Here is a 17,854-nt window from a genome sequence, read left to right as displayed (position 1 = left end):
CTATCAGTACCAGTCGAGCAGGGAAATACCGGCGCCGATGTAGCTGGCATTGTGGTTGTAGTCGATCAGGCTTTCGCCGTAGCCCTTGAAGGCTTCCACATAGCCGCGCAGATTGCCCACCAGCGGAAAGCTCCAGGTGAACTGGGCCGCACCGTGGGCATCGCTGCCGCCGCGCAGCGAGCTTCGCAGCATCAGGCCGAATTCCTGGCCGTTCCATTCGTGGATGATCTGCATGTCGCCGCGGCCGACGTAGTTGCTGATGTCCGGGTTGTTGTCGCTGGTGCGCGATTCGGGGATGCGCCACCAAGGGCGAAACATCACCGTCCAGCCGTCGCGTTCGAAACCGATATCGGCCATCACGCGGTTCCAACTGCGCGACAGGGGGTCGGAGCGACCGTTCGACTGGTGGTCGATGCCGATGCCGAGCAGTCGGCCGTCCCAACCGAGCACGGAGTAATGGGTGTTGAACACCAGCATGGCTTCGGGCTCGTAGTTGGTTTCGCGAAACGGGCGCGAGGCCTGCGAGTTGTAGACCTGCCAGTGCGAGTCCTGCGTATAGCCGACCCACACGTCGCCGTAATCGCCAAATACGCCCTGCCATACCTTGGTTTTCAGGCTGAGCTGAAACTTCGCCTCGCTGTTCTGCAGCGGCTGCGGTGTGGTGACCGTATTCACCGGATTGGGGCTCTTCGGCTCAGTGTTCTGGTTGCTGGTGACAAAGATGGGCATCAGATAAACCGGCTTGTAGCCGCGCAGGTTGAACGTGCCGAGCTTGCTTTCCGGCGACAGTTCCCAGCGGCTGTCCAGTAACGACAACGGCTTGCCCGCCTCCGCATCGCTGGGCACCGCTGCGGTCGATTTTTCGTGGCCGAAAATGCTGGTCGACGCGCTGCCGCTGGTCTGATCCACACGCTTCTGTGCGGCGGGCAGATTGGTGCGGCCGGTGGCGTGGTCGTAGCAGGTCAGTCGCTGTGCATCGCTTTCGATACCGGTACAGGCGCGGATATCCGTCGGGCTGGGATTCTGCGCGTGTGCCGCCGTGGTGACCGCGCCGGCCAGCAACGCGAGCGGCGCGGCAAGGAGTAGAGGCTTCATGAAATCTCCAGAACATCGGATGGGCGAGGATCGAGCCAGATTTCCGAGCCACGCGTCCCCGGTTGCGCGTCGGAAAGTTTCTCACAAAGAACGCAAAAAAAAACGGCCGCAGATAAATGCTGCGGCCGGCCTTTTTGCCGCAATAGCGTCAGAGCTGCTTCAGCCAGTGTTGATACTCGGCTTTGCTGATCTTGCCGTCGCGATTGGTGTCGGCATGGATGAAATCGTTGGCCAGGGGCGGATAAGCCACGGCCTGGCTTTCGCTGATGCTCTTGCCGCCGCCGGACAACTGCTCGAACGAAGGCGCTGATCTGATGGTGGGCGCGGGGGACGGCGCACTGTTGATGGTCACCTCGCCCTTAGGCGTCTGCATGTCGGCCGTGTTCGGCGACGGCATGGCTGCTGTCGTTGCCGGGGCGGGCGGCGGTGTCGACATGTCTTGCGCGAACAGCTCGCCGCCAGACAGCAGCGCGGCGATGGTGAAGGCGCCGATCAATGGTTTGTAGAATTTCATGATGGATACTCCGTGCCAGAATCAAAAAGAGAGATGACGGATGCTCCGAACTGTGCCCCGTTGCGTGAAGCGTCGAAACAAAGCGACCGACGCGAGTGCGGTGAACCTACGCGATGAGTCTGAAATGCCGTTGCCATTGAGGTTTCTACCCATGAAACCTGACGTAATGAAGCTATTCCTGTGAGGCTTCTTCATCGTGTTCGCGAATCCGTGAAGCTTTCGTGTCGTTGAACGCCGTAAATGGGTCTGCCGGCGCCATAACGGCCATCCAGGCGCGCCTGCTGCATCTGCACGCCCAAGGCCTGCTGCAGCCGCTACGGCGGCGCGCGACGCGCGCCGATGTTGTCGCCGCCATCGAACAGATGCGGTTGCTGCAGATTGATACGATCAGCGTAGTCGCGCGCAGCCCTTATCTGGTGTTGCATGCGCGGCTGGGCCACTACCCGACGGTCTGGTTGGACGAGGCGCTTGCCCGCGGCCAGCTGGCGGAGTGCTGGGCACACGAAGCGTGTTTTGTTCCGGCTGGCGATATTGCTCTTCATCGCGGCTGGCGCACGCAACGCGCGCATCACTGGGCTCATCGCAACGCGCAGGCGCTGCATAGGGATCAGCGCGCTGGCATGGATTCACTGCTGGAAGGTATTCGCCGCTCTGGCCCCGTCAAGGCGTCCGATTATGCAGGGCCAGAACGTACCGAAGGGGCTGCCAAATCCGGCTGGTGGTCGTGGAAGCCCGAAAAGCGCTGGCTTGAGGCGTGGTTCGCGCTGGGTGAGCTGATGATTGCGCGCCGGGAGGGATTTCAGCGCATCTACGACATCGCGGACAACGTGCTGTCGCGACTCGATCCGCCATTGGACGTCGCTGCGAAGGCACTGCCGGAAGCCGAGCTTCGGCGGCGTTTCGTGCTCGATAGCGTGCGGGCCCTGGGCGTAACGCAGGCTGCGTGGATTGCGGACTACTACCGATTGAAACCGGCGGTGACCGACAAGGAGCTGGCTCCGCTGCTCGCCAGCGGCGATCTGCTTGGCGTTGCCGTGCGAGGCTGGGACAGGCCGGCGTACGTGCATCGGGATCATGCCGACACCCTGCATAGAGCCATGCTCGGCCGCCTGCGCGGAACGCATACCACGCTGCTGTCACCTTTCGATCCCGTGATCTGGGATCGAGCACGCGCGCGGGTCATGTTCGATTTCGACTACGCGCTGGAGTGCTACACGCCGGCGGCCAAGCGACGCTACGGCTATTTCGTCTTGCCGATCCTGCATCGGGGCAGGTTGATCGGCCGGCTGGATGCCAAGGCGCATCGCGCCGAGGGCCGGTTCGAGATCAAGGCGTTTTATCTGGAATCGGGCGTAGCGACACGTTCGGTGCGTTGGGCCGATGTCGCGTCCGCCATCGCGGAAACGGCAAACTGGCACGGTGCGCCGGAGGTTTTCGTCAGCAGCGAGCAGGCCGACGCAGAGGTCGGAGCACTGCGAGCGGTCCTGCCGCTCGCAGCAAATTAACTCCGGCCCGCTTGTAAGTCAGGGTGAAGTGCTCGCGGGCGCCGCGTTGGTGTCGCAGGACTTGCCACGCAGTGCATCGCGCAACTGGCTGGCGAGCGAGTTGCATCGGGCGGCGAGCTGCGGGCGAATGTCGGGATCCTGCGAGTCGCGCAGCAGGCTGGTGCGCATCGCGTTGTAGCGAGACTGCAGCTGCCCCGGCGCAAAAATATTCGCGGCGCGATGGCAGGCCATGTAGCTCGACAGGTAATCATCGCAGGCTGGAATGCCGGTACTGTCGGGGAGATTGGCGGGGGAGGATGTCGTGGACGCGTTGACGGCAGGTGCTCGATGCGGCGCGCGCTGCACTGTTGTGGTGCTCGTGGAAACCGGTGCCGCCGTGGTTCGGGTCGTAGTGACCGTGGTGGTTTTGCTGGGAGGCTGATGCGCGCAGCCGGCCACGACCAGGGCAGCAGCTATGGCGAGTATGGTCAAACGGGGCGTGACGGACATTGGGTGCTCTCCTCAAAAGCGCTTCGGATGGGGACTTGCCGATATCTGGCCGGCCACGGATTCTTCAGTATCTACACAATAGACAGGTTGCACGTAAAAAGAATCTGAAATTCGTATCGAGATCGACGCGGGCTTACAAACGGTGTGGAACGGAGGCATCTGCGCCCGGCTGGCTCGTTGGCGGAAACGGTTTCGAGACCGCGGACCCTGAAGGAGCCTGGTAACCCGCCCCCGGATCGGGGTGCAATAAATACCTTGACAAATTGCTCGCAAGCTTGAAACGGGTTAGGTATGCTCTATCCACTGTGTTTGCTCGGCAACGTGCGTGCCCGGTGGGGATCTCAATTAAATCCGCATCGCTACACCCGATCCAGGCACGCCAGTAAACCGTCGGCCCAGGGGCCGGTTTGTCTAAGTGCCAAGCAATAGATCGGAGTGAGTCATGTCGGATCGTGAAACAGGTACAGTCAAGTGGTTCAATGATGCCAAGGGGTTTGGCTTCATCAGTCGGGAAAGTGGTCCTGACGTGTTCGTGCATTTTCGCGCCATCAGCGGCTCGGGCTTCAAGAGCCTGCAGGAAGGCCAGAAAGTCACGTTCCAGGTTGTAACAGGCCAAAAGGGCCTGCAGGCCGAGGACGTAACGCCGGTTTGAACCGACGTGACACCATCGAAAGAGCCGGCGCAAGCCGGCTTTTTTGTGCCCGACGACCGGCCAGGGGTTTTGTGGTCGGCGCATCACACGTTAGCCTGTCCGCATGCCCGATCATTTTTCCGACAGCGCCTCGCCCCTATCCATTGCGCAACTCTCTCATGAGCCCATCGTCATCCCGATTACCGCGCTTGACGGTGCGCGCTTTGAGCTGCTTTGCGTGCAGCCGGCCGGCGAATGGCGGCAGCTGCTGTACTGGCTGCCTGCGATGGGTGTGCCGGCGAAGCATTACCTGCCGATGGCCGAGGCGCTGGCGGCGCGCGGTATCGCGATGGTTGTTCACGAATGGCGCGGCATCGGTTCCAGCGATCGCCGGGCCAGCCGCCGCAGCAACTGGGGCTACCGCGAGCTGTTGCTGGATGACCTTCCGCCAGCCATCGCGGCCGTGCAGTCACGCTGGCCCGACAAGATCCGCCTGATCGGTGGGCACAGCCTGGGCGGTCAGGTCGCTTCGCTGTATGCCGCGCTCCATTCGGCCGACTACGCCGGCATCGTGCTGGTGGCCAGCGGCGCGCCGTATTGGCGGGCCTATCCACGCAGCCTGCTGATCAAGATAGGTTGCATGCTTGCACCGCTGGCGGCGAATCTTCGCGGTTACCTCCCGGGGCGGCGCATCGGCTTTGCCGGCAACGAGGCGCGCGGGCTCACCGCCGACTGGGCGCGCAGCGCCCGCAGCGGCCGCTATTCGGCGACCGGCATGTCGCAGAATCTGGACGAGCTCCTGGCGGCCGTTCGATTGCCGATCTTCGCGCTGCGCCTGCGCGACGACTGGCTGGTGCCGAAAGCCTCGCTCGAGTGGCTGCTCGGCAAGATGCCGCAGTCGTCCCATCGCGCTGGCGTGCTGACGCCCGACGATCTGCGCGGCCAACCGGCCGACCATTTCAGCTGGATGAAGGCCCCTGCGCCGATCGTCGAACGCCTGGCGGACTGGATGGATTCTCTCGGCGCATAGGCAAGGCGCCGGGTGGGAAAGGCCCGGGTTTGTCCGCTGCGCGAACCTGCCGGTTGATACCGTGCAGAACTGCCAGCATGTTGATCGACTGAACTCGCGCATTCTTCCTCCGATCACTCTCAGATCACTCCCTTGGAGCAACGCATGAATCTGTTCGACCCCTTCGCTCAGCGCAGCCTTACCTTGCCCAACCGTCTGGTGGTCTCGCCGATGTGTCAGTACTCGGCGACGGACGGCCTGCCTGACCATTGGCATCTGGTGCACCTGGGCAGCCGGGCGGTGGGCGGCGCGGCGCTGGTGATCACCGAGGCGTCCGCCGTGTCGGCACAGGGCCGCATCACCCACGGTGACGCCGGCCTGTGGAACGACGCCCAGGTCAAGGCGTGGAAGCCGATCGTGCAGTTCGTCCGCGCCAGCGGTGCGATCGCCGGCATGCAGCTGGCGCACGCCGGGCGCAAGGCCAGCGCGCAGCGGCCGTGGGAGGGCGGCGGTTCGCTGGCTGCCGATCAGCAGCCGTGGATTACGGTCGCGCCGTCGGCGATTCCCTTCGACGCCGGCTGGCACACGCCGCAGGCGCTGGACGAGGCCGGTATAGAGCAGGTGGTCGCCGATTTTCGCGCCACGGCGCAGCGCGCGCTGGCGGCCGGTTTTCAGCTGATCGAGCTGCACGCGGCGCATGGCTATCTGCTGCATCAGTTCTTGTCGCCGTTGAGCAACCAGCGCACCGATCGATACGGCGGCAGCTTCGAAAACCGCAGCCGCATCGTGCGCGAAGTGATCACTGCGGTGCGCGACGTGTGGCCGGCCGAACTGCCGCTGTGGCTGCGCATCTCGGCGACCGACTGGGCCGAGCACGGCACCGGCTGGGATATCGACGAGAGCGTGCAGCTGGTCAAGCAGGTCAAGCCGTTGGGCGTGGACCTGATTGACGTCTCCAGCGGCGGCACGCTCGCGCATCCCAAGATCCCGCTCGGCCCGGGCTATCAGGTGCCCTTTGCGGCGCGTATCCGGCGCGAGGCGGAGATCGCCACCGGCGCGGTCGGCCTGATCACCGAAGCGCAGCAGGCCCAGGCGATCATCGCCAATGGCGAGGCCGATGTGGTGCTCACGGCGCGCGAAAGCTTGCGCGATCCCTACTTCCCCCGCCGCGCAGCCAAGGAGCTGGGCGTGAAGCTGACGCCGCCGGTGCAATACGGCCGGGCCTGGTAACTGTCATCGAACCGGAGAGGATGGACATGCATATCGAGCCGACGCTGATCGAAGGCCGCGTACACGATCTCGGCGACGGATTCGCCGTGCGCCGCCTGCTGCCCGCGCAGCAGGCGCGCCACGTCGGACCGCTGGTGTTTTTCGACCATATCGGGCCGGCCAGCTTCGCGGCGGGCAAGGGCATGGACGTGCGCCCGCACCCGCATATCGGGCTGGCCACGGTGACCTGGCTGTTCGAGGGTGCCATCCGCCATCGTGACAGCCTGGGCAGCCTGACCGACATCCGCCCGGGCGAAGTGAACTGGATGACGGCCGGCAAGGGCATCGTTCACTCCGAGCGCACTCCGCCGGACGAGCGGCGCGATGGCCATACCCTGCACGGCATCCAGATCTGGGTGGCACTGCCGCAGGACGATGCCGAGGTCGATCCCGAATTTCACCACCACGAGCGCGACCTGCTGCCGCGCATCACTCGCCCGGGCGTCGAGGCCATCCTGATCGCTGGCGGCGCCTATGGCGAACGCTCGCCGGTCAAGGTATTCGCACCGATGTTTCTGCTCGAGGTGAAGCTGGCCGCGGGTACCGAACTGGCGCTGCCGCCGGAGCATGCCGAGCGCGGCATCTACGTGGTCGAAGGCGGTATGCGCTGGGGTGACCTCGATCTGGCAGCCACGCAGATGGCGGTGCAGGCCGGTGCGTCCGCGCCATCGCTGCTGGCGCATGAAGACAGCCGCCTGATGCTGTTCGGCGGCGCGCCGCTGGATGGCGAGCGCCACCTCTGGTGGAACTTCGTCGCCAGTAGCCGCGAGCGCATCGAGCAGGCCAAGGCGGAATGGGCAGCCGGACGATACGCGCGCGTTCCGGGTGATGAGGAAGAGTTCATTCCGTTACCGGGCGGATGATGGCGGTTCGTCGTCAACCTTGGTACGAATGCTGCGGCGCTCATTGCCCGGTTTTCGTTACGCATTCATGCTTGCCCGGCCGATCGATCGTGGAGTTTCGACATGACCCGCTTTGCCAGCTTCAGCGAGTTCTATCCGTTCTATCTCAGTGAGCACAGCAACCGGATGTGCCGGCGCATGCATTTCATCGGCAGCAGTCTGGTCGTGACCATTGCCGTGTTCGCGGTGGTGACCGGACAGCTGCGCTGGCTCTGGCTGATACCAGTGGCTGGTTACGGTTTTGCCTGGATCGGCCACTACGTCTATCAGAAGAACCAGCCCGCCACGTTCAAGCACCCGCTGTACAGCCTGCAGGGCGACTGGGTGATGTATGGCCACATGCTGCGCGGCAAGCTGCAGTTTTAAGCGCCAGCGGCCCGGTACGCGAGGCCAGGGACTAAGCTCAGCGGTATTTGTCGTGACAGCTCTTGCACGCCTCGCCGACGGATTTCACCGCCGCGGCCAAGGCCGGGCAATCGGCCGGCGATGACTGCAGCGCCTGCGTGACGCGCGTCTGCAGCAGAGTCGCCGCGTCGGTAAACGGCTGATCGGGGATGCCGAACGTCGGCGCGATGTCAGTCGCCGTCGACTGCACGCGTTCCAGATGGTGCTGGATGCCAATCGCGGCGCATTGTTTGCTTTTCAGCGCCTGGCTCAGGGCGTCCATGTGATAGTTCATGGTCGCCATCACGGCCTTGGGCATCGGGTTGCGTGCCGCCAGCGTGCTCATCACGTTGGCGGTTCCGATGATGCCGATCACCAGTCCCAGCAGAATCATCAAGGCTACGCGCATCGGTTCGCTTCCACGTCGGTCGGCAAGGCCGTGAGAATAACGCGCCGCGGCGCGTGGCATCCACGCAGCACGCTAAAATGGCCACTCCATGCCGCACGATCCAGCACATCAGGACACGCCAGTGAGATTTTTGCCGCCCATGTCGTTTCCATGCCGCCGGCGGCCCGCATGAGCGCCGAAACGTTTCCCATCGAGCGCTTCGCCGGCGTCGAACGTCTGTATGGCGTCGGCACGGTTGCCGAGCTTTCCAAGGCGCACGTCTGCGTCATCGGCATCGGCGGCGTGGGTTCGTGGGCAGCCGAGGCGCTGGCACGCAGCGGCGTGGGCAAGCTGACCCTGATCGATGCCGACGAGGTCTGCGTCTCCAACACCAACCGCCAGCTGCATGCGCTGGATGGCGAGTACGGCAAGAGCAAGGTGGGCGTGATCGCCACGCGTGCGCAGGCGATCAATCCGGCCATCAAATTGGACGGCATCGAGCGCTTCCTCACGCCGTCCACGCTGGACGAGCTGCTCGATCGCGGCTACGACGTGGTGCTGGACGCCTGCGATGCGTTCCGGGTCAAGCTTGAAACCATCGCCTGGTGCCGTCGTCGCAAGCTGCCAATTGTGAGTGTTGGTTCAGCCGGCGGGCGCACCGATTCGACCCAGATTCGCGTGCGCGACCTCTCGCGTACCGAGCACGACGCGATGTTCAGCCTGATCCGCAAAAAGCTCCGTGCAGACTTCAACTTTCCGCGCAACCCCGATCGTTACTTCGGTGTTTCGGCTGTCTATTCGCTGCAGAACGTGCAGTATCCGCAGCCCGACGGCACGGTCTCCGGCAATCGGCCGCCGGGCGGCGATCCGCTGAATCTGGCCTGCGGCGGCGGCCTGGGCGCGGCTACGCATGTCACCGGCGCGTTCGCTTTTGCCGCGGTCGGCAAGGTGCTGGAAAAGCTGCTCGAAAAGAAGTGAGTGTTTCGATGAAGTCCCATCACGCGACTTCATCCCGACCGAGCCTCAGCCCATGTGGTGGCCGCCGTTGATGGCCAGATTGGCACCGGTAATCCAGCTGGACTGTTCGCCGGTGAAAAACGCCACGGCATGGGCGATTTCATCCGGCCGGCCCAGCCGCCCCATCGGGATCTGCGCGATGATTTTTTCGCGCACGTCTTCCGGCACGGCCATCACCATATCGGTGCCCACATAGCCGGGCGACACCGTATTTACCGTGATGCCGAAACGAGCGTTTTCCTGCGCCAGCGAGATGGTGAAACCGTGCATGCCGGCCTTGGCTGCCGCGTAGTTGGCCTGGCCGTATTGGCCTTTTTTGCCGTTGATCGAGCTGATCTGCACGATGCGCCCCCACTTGCGCTGGCGCATGCCCTCGATGACGGGGCGGGTGACGTTGAAGCAGGCGTTGAGGTTGGTGTTGATCACCGCCGTCCACTGCTCGTAGTCCATCTTGTGGAAGGTCGTGTCGCGGGTGATGCCGGCGTTGTTGATCAGAATCTCGACCGGGCCGCACTTTTCCTCGACGGCGCGGATCATCGCTTCGCACGCCACGGCGTCGCAGACGTCACCCGGCACCATGCAGACGTCGATGCCTTCGTTCTTCATCGATGCGTGCCAGGCTTCGGCCTTTTCGGCATTGCGGTAATTGGTCGATACGCGGTGCCCCTGGCCGGCCAGATACCGGACAATCGCGCTGCCAATACCACCGGTACCGCCGGTAATGAAGGCCGTACGTTGCGTCATGAATAATCCTGAGAGCCGATGCCGGCCGAAAGTAGATACTGGAGTTGCCTGAAATAATTGGATGGCTAAATGCGTCGATGTTTCCACGCGATTTGCCCACCCGGATTTATACACCAACCGCCGCCGATACGAACGCGACACTGCCCTTGGAGGTTTATACCGATTCAGCCGGCGCAGCGGGAGCTGCAGTGCGGCAACGCCGCGGGATCGAATGCGGAGAGTGCTTCGGCCAGCAGTTCGGCCGGGCGGTTCGCCGCGTGCGTGACGGGAATATCCAGAAATGCCAGCGCGTGCCACAGCGCCGGCATGGGATTCGACGGATCGACCGGATGCGCATGCTTCGACTTAGAGAGCTTGCGGCCATCGGCATCCAGCGCCAGCGGCAAATGCCAATACGCGGGAGTGGGTAAATCCAAGCAGTGCTGCAGCCAGATCTGCCGCGGCGTGGAATCGAGCAGATCGCTGCCGCGCACCACGTCGGTAATGCCCTGAAAGGCGTCGTCGACCGCGCAAGCCAGCTGGTAGGCGTAGATGCCCTCGACCCGACGAATCACGAAGTCGCCGGCTTCGTCGCGCAGGTTGTAACGCTGCGGTCCTCGCAGTGCGTCGTCGAACAGCATGTCGCTGTCGGGCGCGCGCAGCCGCCACGCGGGCGGCCGCGGGTCATCGGGTTCGGCGATGCAGAGGCCATCGCGGTGCACGCCGCCGGCGGCTGCCAGATCGCTGCGGCTGCACCAGCAGGGAAAGACGCGGTCGGCGGCGCGAAGTTTTTCAAACGCTTCGTCATAAGCCGCCGTACGCTGCGACTGGAACAGCACGGGCTCATCGGCGATCAGTCCGAACGCGGGCAGTGTGGCGAGTATGGACTGCGCCGAGCCGATGACCTCGCGCAGCGGATCGATATCCTCCATCCGCACCAGCCACTGGCCACCGGCATGCCGCGCGCACAGCCAGCTTCCCACGGCCGCCACCAGCGAGCCGAAATGTAGCGATCCAGTGGGTGAGGGAGCGAAGCGGCCGCGGTAATTCATCGGCGTAGTTTAGGTGCAGCGCCCGCGCCGACCGCAACGTGGACACGTGGAAAGTCTCGATTCATCGCATACTGCAACACGCGCAGACGGATAAAATCGAGGAGTGGCCGCATGAAAGTTCTCTTGTTTGGCGCCACCGGTATGGTCGGGCAGGGTGTGCTGATCGAATGCCTGCAGGCGGCGGATGTGTCACTGGTTCAGAGCGTGGGCCGCACCGCGCTCGATCGGCAGCACCCCAAGCTGCGTGATCTGGTGCACACGGATCTGCTGGACTACAGCGCTATCGAATCGGAGCTCATCGGTTTCGACGCCTGTTTCTTCTGCCTTGGCGTGACCTCAGCCGGCAAGACCGAAGCAGATTATTCAAAGCTCACCTATGACATCACGCTGGCCGTGGCGACCACGCTGGCGCGACTCAATCCGCAGATGACCTTCGTTTACGTGTCGGGTGCGGGCACCGACAGCTCGGAAAAAGGCCGCAGCATGTGGGCGCGGGTCAAGGGGCGCACGGAGAACGCGTTGCTCAGGTTGCCGTTCAAGGCGGCCTATATGTTTCGCCCCGGCATCATCCAGCCCATGCGCGGCGTGCGTTCCAAAACCTCGACGTATCAGATCTTCTATTCGTTGACGCGGCCGCTGCTGCCGCTGCTGCGGACAATGATGCCGTCCACGATCCTCACCACCGAAGTGGTCGGGCAGGCGATGCTCGCCGTCGCGCGCCGCGGCGCATCCAAGCCGGTACTCGAGACCGCCGATATCAACGCCCTGGTCGCGGCGGCAGGTTGAGGCCAGCGGATTTGCCACGCGTCTGAGGCGAGCCCTTCGATGCTCATGTTGAGCGGCCGGTGGTCACCGACGCATTGATCTTCTCGGCCGGTGTCGCCTCGATTTCCACCGCGTGGGCGCTGGGCCGAATCGGCTTGCCGCGCGCATCGGCCAGGCCGCGGGTGAGTTCGGCGCCCATCAGCACGATGATCGACGAGTAGTACACCCAGGTGAGAAGCACCACAAAGGCGCCGGCCGGCCCGTAGGCACCGCCGACGTTGCTGTGGCTGATGTACAGGCCGATGCCGAATTTGCCGACGAAAAACAGGATGGCCGTGAGCAGGCCGCCACCCAGCGCGTCGCTCCATTCGATCAATGCGTCGGGCAGCACCTTGTACATCGCGCCGAACACCAGCACGAAAATCACGGTAGAAATCGTATCCTCGATGATCAGCCACGCCAGCGTGTCGCCCGGCACCACGGCCTCGATGATGCCGCTGATCACAAAGGATATGACCAGCAGAAAACCGATGCCGACCAGCAAGGCCAGCGCGTGTGCCCGCGTGCGCACCCATTGCCCTACGGCGGCGCCGGGCTTGGGCTTGACCCGCCACACGCGATTGAGCGTGCCCTGCAGTTGCGCGAACACCGCCGACGCGCCGAACAGTGTCACCAGCAGACCAATGATGCCGGCGATATTGCCGGTCTGAGGTCGCGCTTTGGCGCTGTCCATGATGCCCTTCACGGCATCGGCCGCGCGTGGCCCCACCATGCCATTCAGCGCATCGATAAGGCGCACGTCCCAGCCGCTGTGCAGCATGGACACCAGCCAGATCAGCAGCACCAGCAGCGGTGCGAACGATAGTGCCGAATAGAACGCCAGCGCGGCAGCGCGGGTCAGCAGTTCGTCATCGCTGAAGCCCATGGCGGCTGACTGGACCGTGAGCTTGGCTGTTTTAAAATAGCGCATGGGAAAACCCCGAACTGGATGACGCCTGATGAGTCCGTGTCAAAGACTGCTTGCGCCACGGTGAAGAGCTGGCGAAAAGTGGGGTATGCGCATTCGCCGTACGCGAGCGAAATGCGGATGGCGGCGCTGCGGCGGGCCTGAACCGGCATGGCTTCCGCGCGGTCTCATCCTTGAAACAGTGGCAATGTGCCCCGAATCATAAGCAAACCTTGAAGTCGTTTTAACAGGCTTTTTCCTTTTGACCTTAGCTGATCGAGTCCGAGAGAAAACCATGCGCCGCATCGCCCTCTTCCTGCTCACCAATATTGCCGTACTGATATTGCTGAGCATCGTCTGTCACCTGTTCGGCATCGACCAAATGGCTGCCAGTCGCGGCTATGGCGGCATGGGTGGATTGCTCGCGTTTGCCGCGGTGTTCGGCATGGGCGGCGCCTTTATCTCGCTGGCGATTTCCAAATGGATGGCCAAGTGGTCGACCGGCGCGCGCGTAGTCGCTCAGCCTCAGAACGAGACCGAGCGCTGGCTGCTCGACACCGTGCGCCGGCACGCGCAGAACGCCGGCATCGGCATGCCCGAGGTGGCGATCTACGACGCACCGGAAATGAACGCGTTCGCCACCGGCATGAGCAAGAACAACGCGCTGGTCGCCGTGAGCTCCGGCCTTCTGCAGCAGATGGATCGCGAGCAGATCAAGGCCGTGCTCGGTCACGAGATCGGCCACATCGCCAACGGCGACATGGTCACGCTGACCCTGATCCAGGGCGTGCTCAACACGCTGGTGATTCTGGCGGCGCGCATCGTCGGTCGTGCGGTCGACAGCTGGCTGTCCGGCGGTCGCGACAACCGTGGTGGCGGCATCGGCTATTTCGTGGTGGTGATGGTGCTGCAGATCGTGTTCGGCCTGTTTGCCTCGATGATCGTGGCGGCTTTCTCGCGCTGGCGCGAGTTCCGTGCCGATCAGGCCGGCGCGCAGTTCGCCGGCCGAAATGCGATGATCTCCGCCTTGCAGCGGCTGAAGGTCAATCATGGCGAAAGCACGCTGCCCAATACCATCGCCGCGTTCGGTATCTCCGGCCCCCTGGCCGAAGGCTTCAGGCGCCTTTTCATGAGCCACCCGCCGCTGGACGAGCGCATCGCCGCTTTGCAGAAGAGCTGATCCAGGGACGAGGGGCGAGCGCGTACCCTCGTTGCATCGAGCTTGCGCCTTCGCTACTCGTCCCTCGCCCCTTTTTAACTACTCGTAAAACGTCACTTATAGGCAACCCATGAACGCAACAGCCACCACCGAAACCCGCAAATTCGAAGCCGAAGTCGCCCAAGTGCTGCATCTGGTCACGCACTCGCTTTACTCGCACAAGGAAATCTTCTTGCGCGAGCTGATCTCCAACGCCTCCGACGCCTGTGACAAGCTGCGCTTCGAGTCGATCGCGCACCCTGAGCTGGCGACGCTTGGCAGCGAGCTGCATATCGACGTGAGCTGGGACTCCCAGGCGCGTACCGTCACCATCAGCGACAACGGCATCGGCATGACGCGCGACGAGGTCATTGCCAATATCGGCACCATCGCCAGCTCCGGTACCAAGCGCTTTCTCGAAGCGATGTCCGGCGAGCAGAAAGCCGACGCGCGCCTGATCGGCCAGTTCGGCGTGGGCTTTTATTCCGCCTTCGTGGTCGCCGACAAGGTCACGGTGCGCAGCCGCCACGCGGGCGCCGCCGCGAGCGAAGGCGTGCAGTGGGAGAGCGACGGCAAGGGCGAGTATTCGCTGGAGCAGGTTTCGCTGCCGGAGAGCGGCACCTCCGTTGTGTTGCATCTGAAAGCCGACGAGGACGAGTTTCTCAAGCGCTGGCAGCTGCGTTCGTTGATCACCAAGTATTCCGACCATGTCGCGTTTCCGATCCGCATGCCGATCGAGAAAGATGACAAGCCGACCGACGAATGGGAAACCATCAACGCCGCCTCCGCACTCTGGACCAGACCCAAATCGGAGATCAGCGACGACGACTACAAGAGCTTCTACAAGTCGCTTGGCCACGACTTCAACGAGCCGCTGGCCTGGACGCACAACCGCGTCGAAGGCAGCCAGAGCTTCACCACGCTGCTGTATCTGCCTGCGCAGCCGCCGTTCGACCTGATGATGGGCGGCCGCGACGAGCGCAAAGGCCTGAAGCTGTACATCAAGCGCGTCTTCATCATGGACGCGGCCGAAGAGCTGCTGCCGAACTACCTGCGCTTCGTGCGTGGCGTGGTCGATGCCGACGATCTGCCGCTCAACGTCAGTCGCGAAATTCTGCAGCACAACCGTCAGCTCGAGCGGATCAAGGCCGCCTGCGTCAAACGCGTGCTCGACCTGATCGAAAAGCTGGCGCGCGACGAGCCCGAGAAATTCGCCACCTTCTACAAGGCCTTCGGTAACACGCTGAAGGAGGGCATCAGTGAAGATGCCAACAACCGCGAGCGCATCGCCAAGCTGCTGCGCTTCGCCTCGACCAAGGGCGAAGGCACGCAGCAGACCGTGTCGCTGGACGATTACATCGGCCGCATGGCGATCGGCCAGGAAGCGATCTGGTACATCACCGCCGACAGCTACGCCGCGGCGTTCGGCAGCCCGCAGCTCGAAGCGTTCAAGGCCAAGGGCATCGAAGTGCTGCTGATGTTCGACCGTATCGACGAATGGATGATCGGCAGCTTGAGCGAGTACGAAGGCAAAAAGCTCAAGAGCGCCGCCAAGGGCGACGTGCCGCTGGACGACGCCGACAAGGCCAAGCAGGAAGAAGCCACCAAGGAAGCCGAGCCGCTGCTCAAGAAGCTCAAGGACCTGCTCGGCGATCGCGTTGGCGACGTCAAGGTCTCGGCGCGCCTTACCGACTCACCGTCGTGCCTGGCCTTGAGCGATTACGAAATGGCCCCGCATCTCGCGCGCCTGCTGCGCGAAGCCGGCCAGGACATGCCCGAGTCCAAGCCCACGCTGGAAATCAATCCCCAGCACGCGCTGGTCAAGCGCGTGGAGTCGGAAACCGACGACGGCAAGGCGAAGGATCTGGCGCTGCTGCTGCTGGATCAGGCGGAGATCGCGGCCGGTGCGCAGTTGCCCGATCCGTCGGCGTTTGTGCAGCGGATGAATCGGGTTTTGCTGGGGACATAAGCCGCACCAAACCTGTGAAAAAAGCCCGTCGAAGTTTCGTCGGGCTTTTTTTATGGCATATGCCGGAACTCCGCTGTGAGTGCCTCCGGAGGGGAATCTATCCCGTAAAAATCAGTCGCGAAAAGCGGTTGCTTAGGCGTTTGATTTGGAAAGATTGCCGGTGGCGCCATTACTCCTGTCCTTGCACACCCTACTTGCTATCGATGCGCAATCCCCGCGGCATTCCCACCTACACAAACGCGAGTGACGATCTGGCACAGCGCTGGTCGCTGCTGTTGAGGCTGAAGTACACCTTTTAAAGCGTGCGCGCTTAGGGACATTGCCGGCATCTGCGAGGGCGCCGTTTTTTTTTGCGACCAAGGTTATCGCTGCAGGCGATTTCTTTTATCCATGCTGAAGCCATCGAGTGCGGGTATCAAATGGCCGGTGGCTGCATTGTTGTCCACGCACTGAGTTCGGTGACCGTGGTTTGGTCGCGTTGCGACCGGAGCAGCGACGAATGAAAGGCTTGCCTAGTTGGCGCCGATAGCTTCGGTTTTGCTCGGCTGGGGTGGCGGCGTAAAGCCATCGTCGAGCGTGTGCACGAAAGCGATGATGTCCTGAATGTCGAGGTTCGACATGGCCGGTTTGTCGCCGACTTTGCGGTCGAAGGGGGCGTCTTTGGTGTCGACATTGCCGCGCAGTGTCTCGGGGATGTCGTTATAGAGTGCGAGCTTGCCGTTGGCGTTGCGGGGGTAGATTTTTTCGGGCTGGACGCTGCGCAGGTTGTAGAAGTCCATCACTTGTTTCAGCGTGGTGTATGCGCCGTTGTGGAAGAACACGGCGCGCCGGTCGACGTTGCGCAGGGTCGGTGTGAGGAACATGCCGCAGTACTGTTTCTGGCTGGTCAGATCTTTGCGGATGGGGCCGCATAGGCCGAGGTCGAAGTGCTCGGCATCTTTATTGGCGGGCAGGTGCGGGTTGCGCGGTACGCCCAGCGCTTCGTACTGGGTGTCGGTGAAAAGCGGCGGCAGGCCATCGGCGGTGACCTGGCTCAGATGGCAGGCGGCGCAATTGCCTTTTTGCGGGTCGTTGAAGGCCTTGAGGCCGCGCATTTCGGCAGGGCTGAGCGTGGCCTTGCCCTGCAGCCAGGCGTCGTATTTGCTGGTGAAGGCGTGGAAGGACGGATCTTCTATCTGGTAGCGCGCGAGGGCGAACATCGCCTCGGAGACCAGTCGATCCGGATCGTTGACGATGGTCGGGCCGAAAAGCTGGGTGAACTGCCGGCGGTAGGCGGGCCGGATCAGCGCGCTGGCCAAGGTCGCCGTGCTGCTGTTCGCCATTTCGGCCGGATCCAGTGCAGGGAAAAAGGCCTGGCGCTGCAGTGAATCGGCGCGGCCGTCCCAAAACAAGCCGCCCTGCGGCACCATGGCGGGCGGCGGCGCGGCGTCGGCGGATTTTTGCGCCCTGGCATGAGTGCTCGCCGAGGCCGCAACGACGTTGAGATTGACGGTGACATCGTCCGGTGAGCTATCGGGGCCGATGCTGAAAGGTTGCTGCCGGTAAAGATAGGCCAGCGAGGGCGCTGGCCGCTGGCCAAGGCGATTCATCTCGACGCCGCCGGGTTGCACGGTGAGATCGTTCGGCGGGTTGTAGCCGTGTTGGGGGCTATGGCAGGAGGCGCAAGCCTCGCGTCCCGAGCCCGATAGCGAGGGATCGAAAAACAGCTGCTTGCCCAGCTGCGCGACGGCGCTCAGCGGCTGCACGGGCGGCAGATTCAATGTGACTGGATGCGGATTCACGCCGTTGGGATAGGCTATGCCAGTATCCGACTGCGCGTTGGCCCCACTGACAAGCCTGCCGATGAGCAGGCCGCTGCAAGCTACCGTCAGGCACAAGGCGGCTTTCAATGATGGTGCGCGGCGACGGGGCGCGCATGCTTGAGGTGATCGGGTGTCGAACGGCAAGAGCGTGTATCCGATAGCGTCCATGGCGTCTGGTAGGCCGAGCCGGCATCCA

The 17,854-nt window shown here is 63.1% G+C and carries 18 protein-coding genes; 10 read left to right on the top strand and 8 right to left on the bottom strand.

What is annotated here, in order from left to right; translation table 11 throughout:
- Window positions 1–3 precede the first annotated feature (3 nt).
- Entirely contained in the window at window positions 4–1,095 is a 1,092-nt protein-coding gene (locus HDE78_RS04250; protein ID WP_179477286.1) for a phospholipase A, read from the bottom strand.
- A gap of 148 nt (window positions 1,096–1,243) precedes the next feature.
- Window positions 1,244–1,609, bottom strand: coding sequence for an EF-hand domain-containing protein (locus HDE78_RS04245; protein ID WP_179477285.1), 366 nt, complete (start codon window positions 1,607–1,609; stop codon window positions 1,244–1,246).
- 221 nt (window positions 1,610–1,830) lie between these two features.
- Here HDE78_RS04245 and HDE78_RS04240 point away from each other — a divergent pair, with 221 nt between their 5' ends.
- A complete protein-coding gene (locus HDE78_RS04240; RefSeq protein ID WP_343205677.1) occupies window positions 1,831–3,114 on the top strand; it encodes a crosslink repair DNA glycosylase YcaQ family protein in 1,284 nt (427 codons plus the stop codon).
- An 18-nt stretch (window positions 3,115–3,132) separates the two neighbouring features.
- Here the strand turns inward: HDE78_RS04240 and HDE78_RS04235 are convergent, their stop codons facing one another.
- Entirely contained in the window at window positions 3,133–3,603 is a 471-nt protein-coding gene (locus tag HDE78_RS04235; protein WP_179477284.1) for a hypothetical protein, read from the bottom strand.
- A 442-nt stretch (window positions 3,604–4,045) separates the two neighbouring features.
- Here HDE78_RS04235 and HDE78_RS04230 point away from each other — a divergent pair, with 442 nt between their 5' ends.
- From HDE78_RS04230 to HDE78_RS04210, 5 genes are all read left to right on the top strand, one after another.
- Entirely contained in the window at window positions 4,046–4,255 is a 210-nt protein-coding gene (locus tag HDE78_RS04230) for a cold-shock protein (protein ID WP_179477283.1), read from the top strand.
- Window positions 4,256–4,358: 103 nt separating this feature from the next.
- The gene (locus tag HDE78_RS04225; protein WP_179477282.1) at window positions 4,359–5,264 is read left to right on the top strand and encodes an alpha/beta fold hydrolase; all 906 of its coding nucleotides are present in this window, start codon (window positions 4,359–4,361) and stop codon (window positions 5,262–5,264) included.
- Window positions 5,265–5,408: 144 nt separating this feature from the next.
- Entirely contained in the window at window positions 5,409–6,473 is a 1,065-nt protein-coding gene (locus tag HDE78_RS04220) for an NADH:flavin oxidoreductase/NADH oxidase (RefSeq protein WP_179477281.1), read from the top strand.
- Between the two features lie 26 nt (window positions 6,474–6,499).
- A complete protein-coding gene (locus HDE78_RS04215) occupies window positions 6,500–7,375 on the top strand; it encodes a pirin family protein (RefSeq protein WP_179477280.1) in 876 nt (291 codons plus the stop codon).
- Window positions 7,376–7,477: 102 nt separating this feature from the next.
- Entirely contained in the window at window positions 7,478–7,780 is a 303-nt protein-coding gene (locus HDE78_RS04210) for a DUF962 domain-containing protein (protein WP_179477279.1), read from the top strand.
- A gap of 37 nt (window positions 7,781–7,817) precedes the next feature.
- Here the strand turns inward: HDE78_RS04210 and HDE78_RS04205 are convergent, their stop codons facing one another.
- Window positions 7,818–8,207 carry a cytochrome c gene (locus tag HDE78_RS04205; protein WP_179477278.1) on the bottom strand — a complete coding sequence of 130 codons (390 nt, stop codon included), beginning with the start codon at window positions 8,205–8,207 and terminating at the stop codon, window positions 7,818–7,820.
- 168 nt (window positions 8,208–8,375) lie between these two features.
- On the opposite strand from HDE78_RS04205, the gene HDE78_RS04200 reads away from it, so the two are divergent.
- Entirely contained in the window at window positions 8,376–9,164 is a 789-nt protein-coding gene (locus HDE78_RS04200; RefSeq protein ID WP_179477277.1) for a tRNA threonylcarbamoyladenosine dehydratase, read from the top strand.
- Between the two features lie 45 nt (window positions 9,165–9,209).
- On the opposite strand, the gene phbB is transcribed toward HDE78_RS04200, so the two are convergent.
- Together phbB and gluQRS are read right to left on the bottom strand one after the other, a co-directional pair.
- Window positions 9,210–9,947 (bottom strand): acetoacetyl-CoA reductase, encoded by a 738-nt coding sequence (gene phbB, locus HDE78_RS04195; RefSeq protein WP_179477276.1) that lies wholly within the window; start codon window positions 9,945–9,947, stop codon window positions 9,210–9,212.
- A gap of 164 nt (window positions 9,948–10,111) precedes the next feature.
- Window positions 10,112–10,978, bottom strand: coding sequence for a tRNA glutamyl-Q(34) synthetase GluQRS (gene gluQRS / locus HDE78_RS04190; RefSeq protein WP_179477275.1), 867 nt, complete (start codon window positions 10,976–10,978; stop codon window positions 10,112–10,114).
- Window positions 10,979–11,089: 111 nt separating this feature from the next.
- Between gluQRS and HDE78_RS04185 the strand changes: the two genes are divergently transcribed.
- The gene (locus HDE78_RS04185; RefSeq protein WP_179477274.1) at window positions 11,090–11,764 is read left to right on the top strand and encodes an epimerase; all 675 of its coding nucleotides are present in this window, start codon (window positions 11,090–11,092) and stop codon (window positions 11,762–11,764) included.
- 43 nt (window positions 11,765–11,807) lie between these two features.
- Here the strand turns inward: HDE78_RS04185 and HDE78_RS04180 are convergent, their stop codons facing one another.
- Window positions 11,808–12,713 (bottom strand): YihY/virulence factor BrkB family protein, encoded by a 906-nt coding sequence (locus HDE78_RS04180; protein ID WP_179477273.1) that lies wholly within the window; start codon window positions 12,711–12,713, stop codon window positions 11,808–11,810.
- 271 nt (window positions 12,714–12,984) lie between these two features.
- Here HDE78_RS04180 and htpX point away from each other — a divergent pair, with 271 nt between their 5' ends.
- Complete coding sequence (htpX, locus tag HDE78_RS04175; protein ID WP_179477272.1) at window positions 12,985–13,869, top strand: protease HtpX; 885 nt, start codon at window positions 12,985–12,987, stop codon at window positions 13,867–13,869.
- Window positions 13,870–13,978: 109 nt separating this feature from the next.
- The gene (gene htpG, locus HDE78_RS04170; RefSeq protein WP_179477271.1) at window positions 13,979–15,856 is read left to right on the top strand and encodes a molecular chaperone HtpG; all 1,878 of its coding nucleotides are present in this window, start codon (window positions 13,979–13,981) and stop codon (window positions 15,854–15,856) included.
- A 512-nt stretch (window positions 15,857–16,368) separates the two neighbouring features.
- On the opposite strand, the gene HDE78_RS04165 is transcribed toward htpG, so the two are convergent.
- The gene (locus HDE78_RS04165) at window positions 16,369–17,733 is read right to left on the bottom strand and encodes a cytochrome c peroxidase (RefSeq protein ID WP_255457621.1); all 1,365 of its coding nucleotides are present in this window, start codon (window positions 17,731–17,733) and stop codon (window positions 16,369–16,371) included.
- Window positions 17,734–17,854: the final 121 nt, after the last annotated feature.

Origin of the sequence: Rhodanobacter sp. K2T2, assembly GCF_013408815.1 — a bacterium.
In the GTDB taxonomy this organism is placed as follows: Bacteria; Pseudomonadota; Gammaproteobacteria; order Xanthomonadales; family Rhodanobacteraceae; genus Rhodanobacter.
Note: the sequence above shows the minus strand (reverse complement) of the source record. Positions and strands in the feature narration are given on the sequence as shown.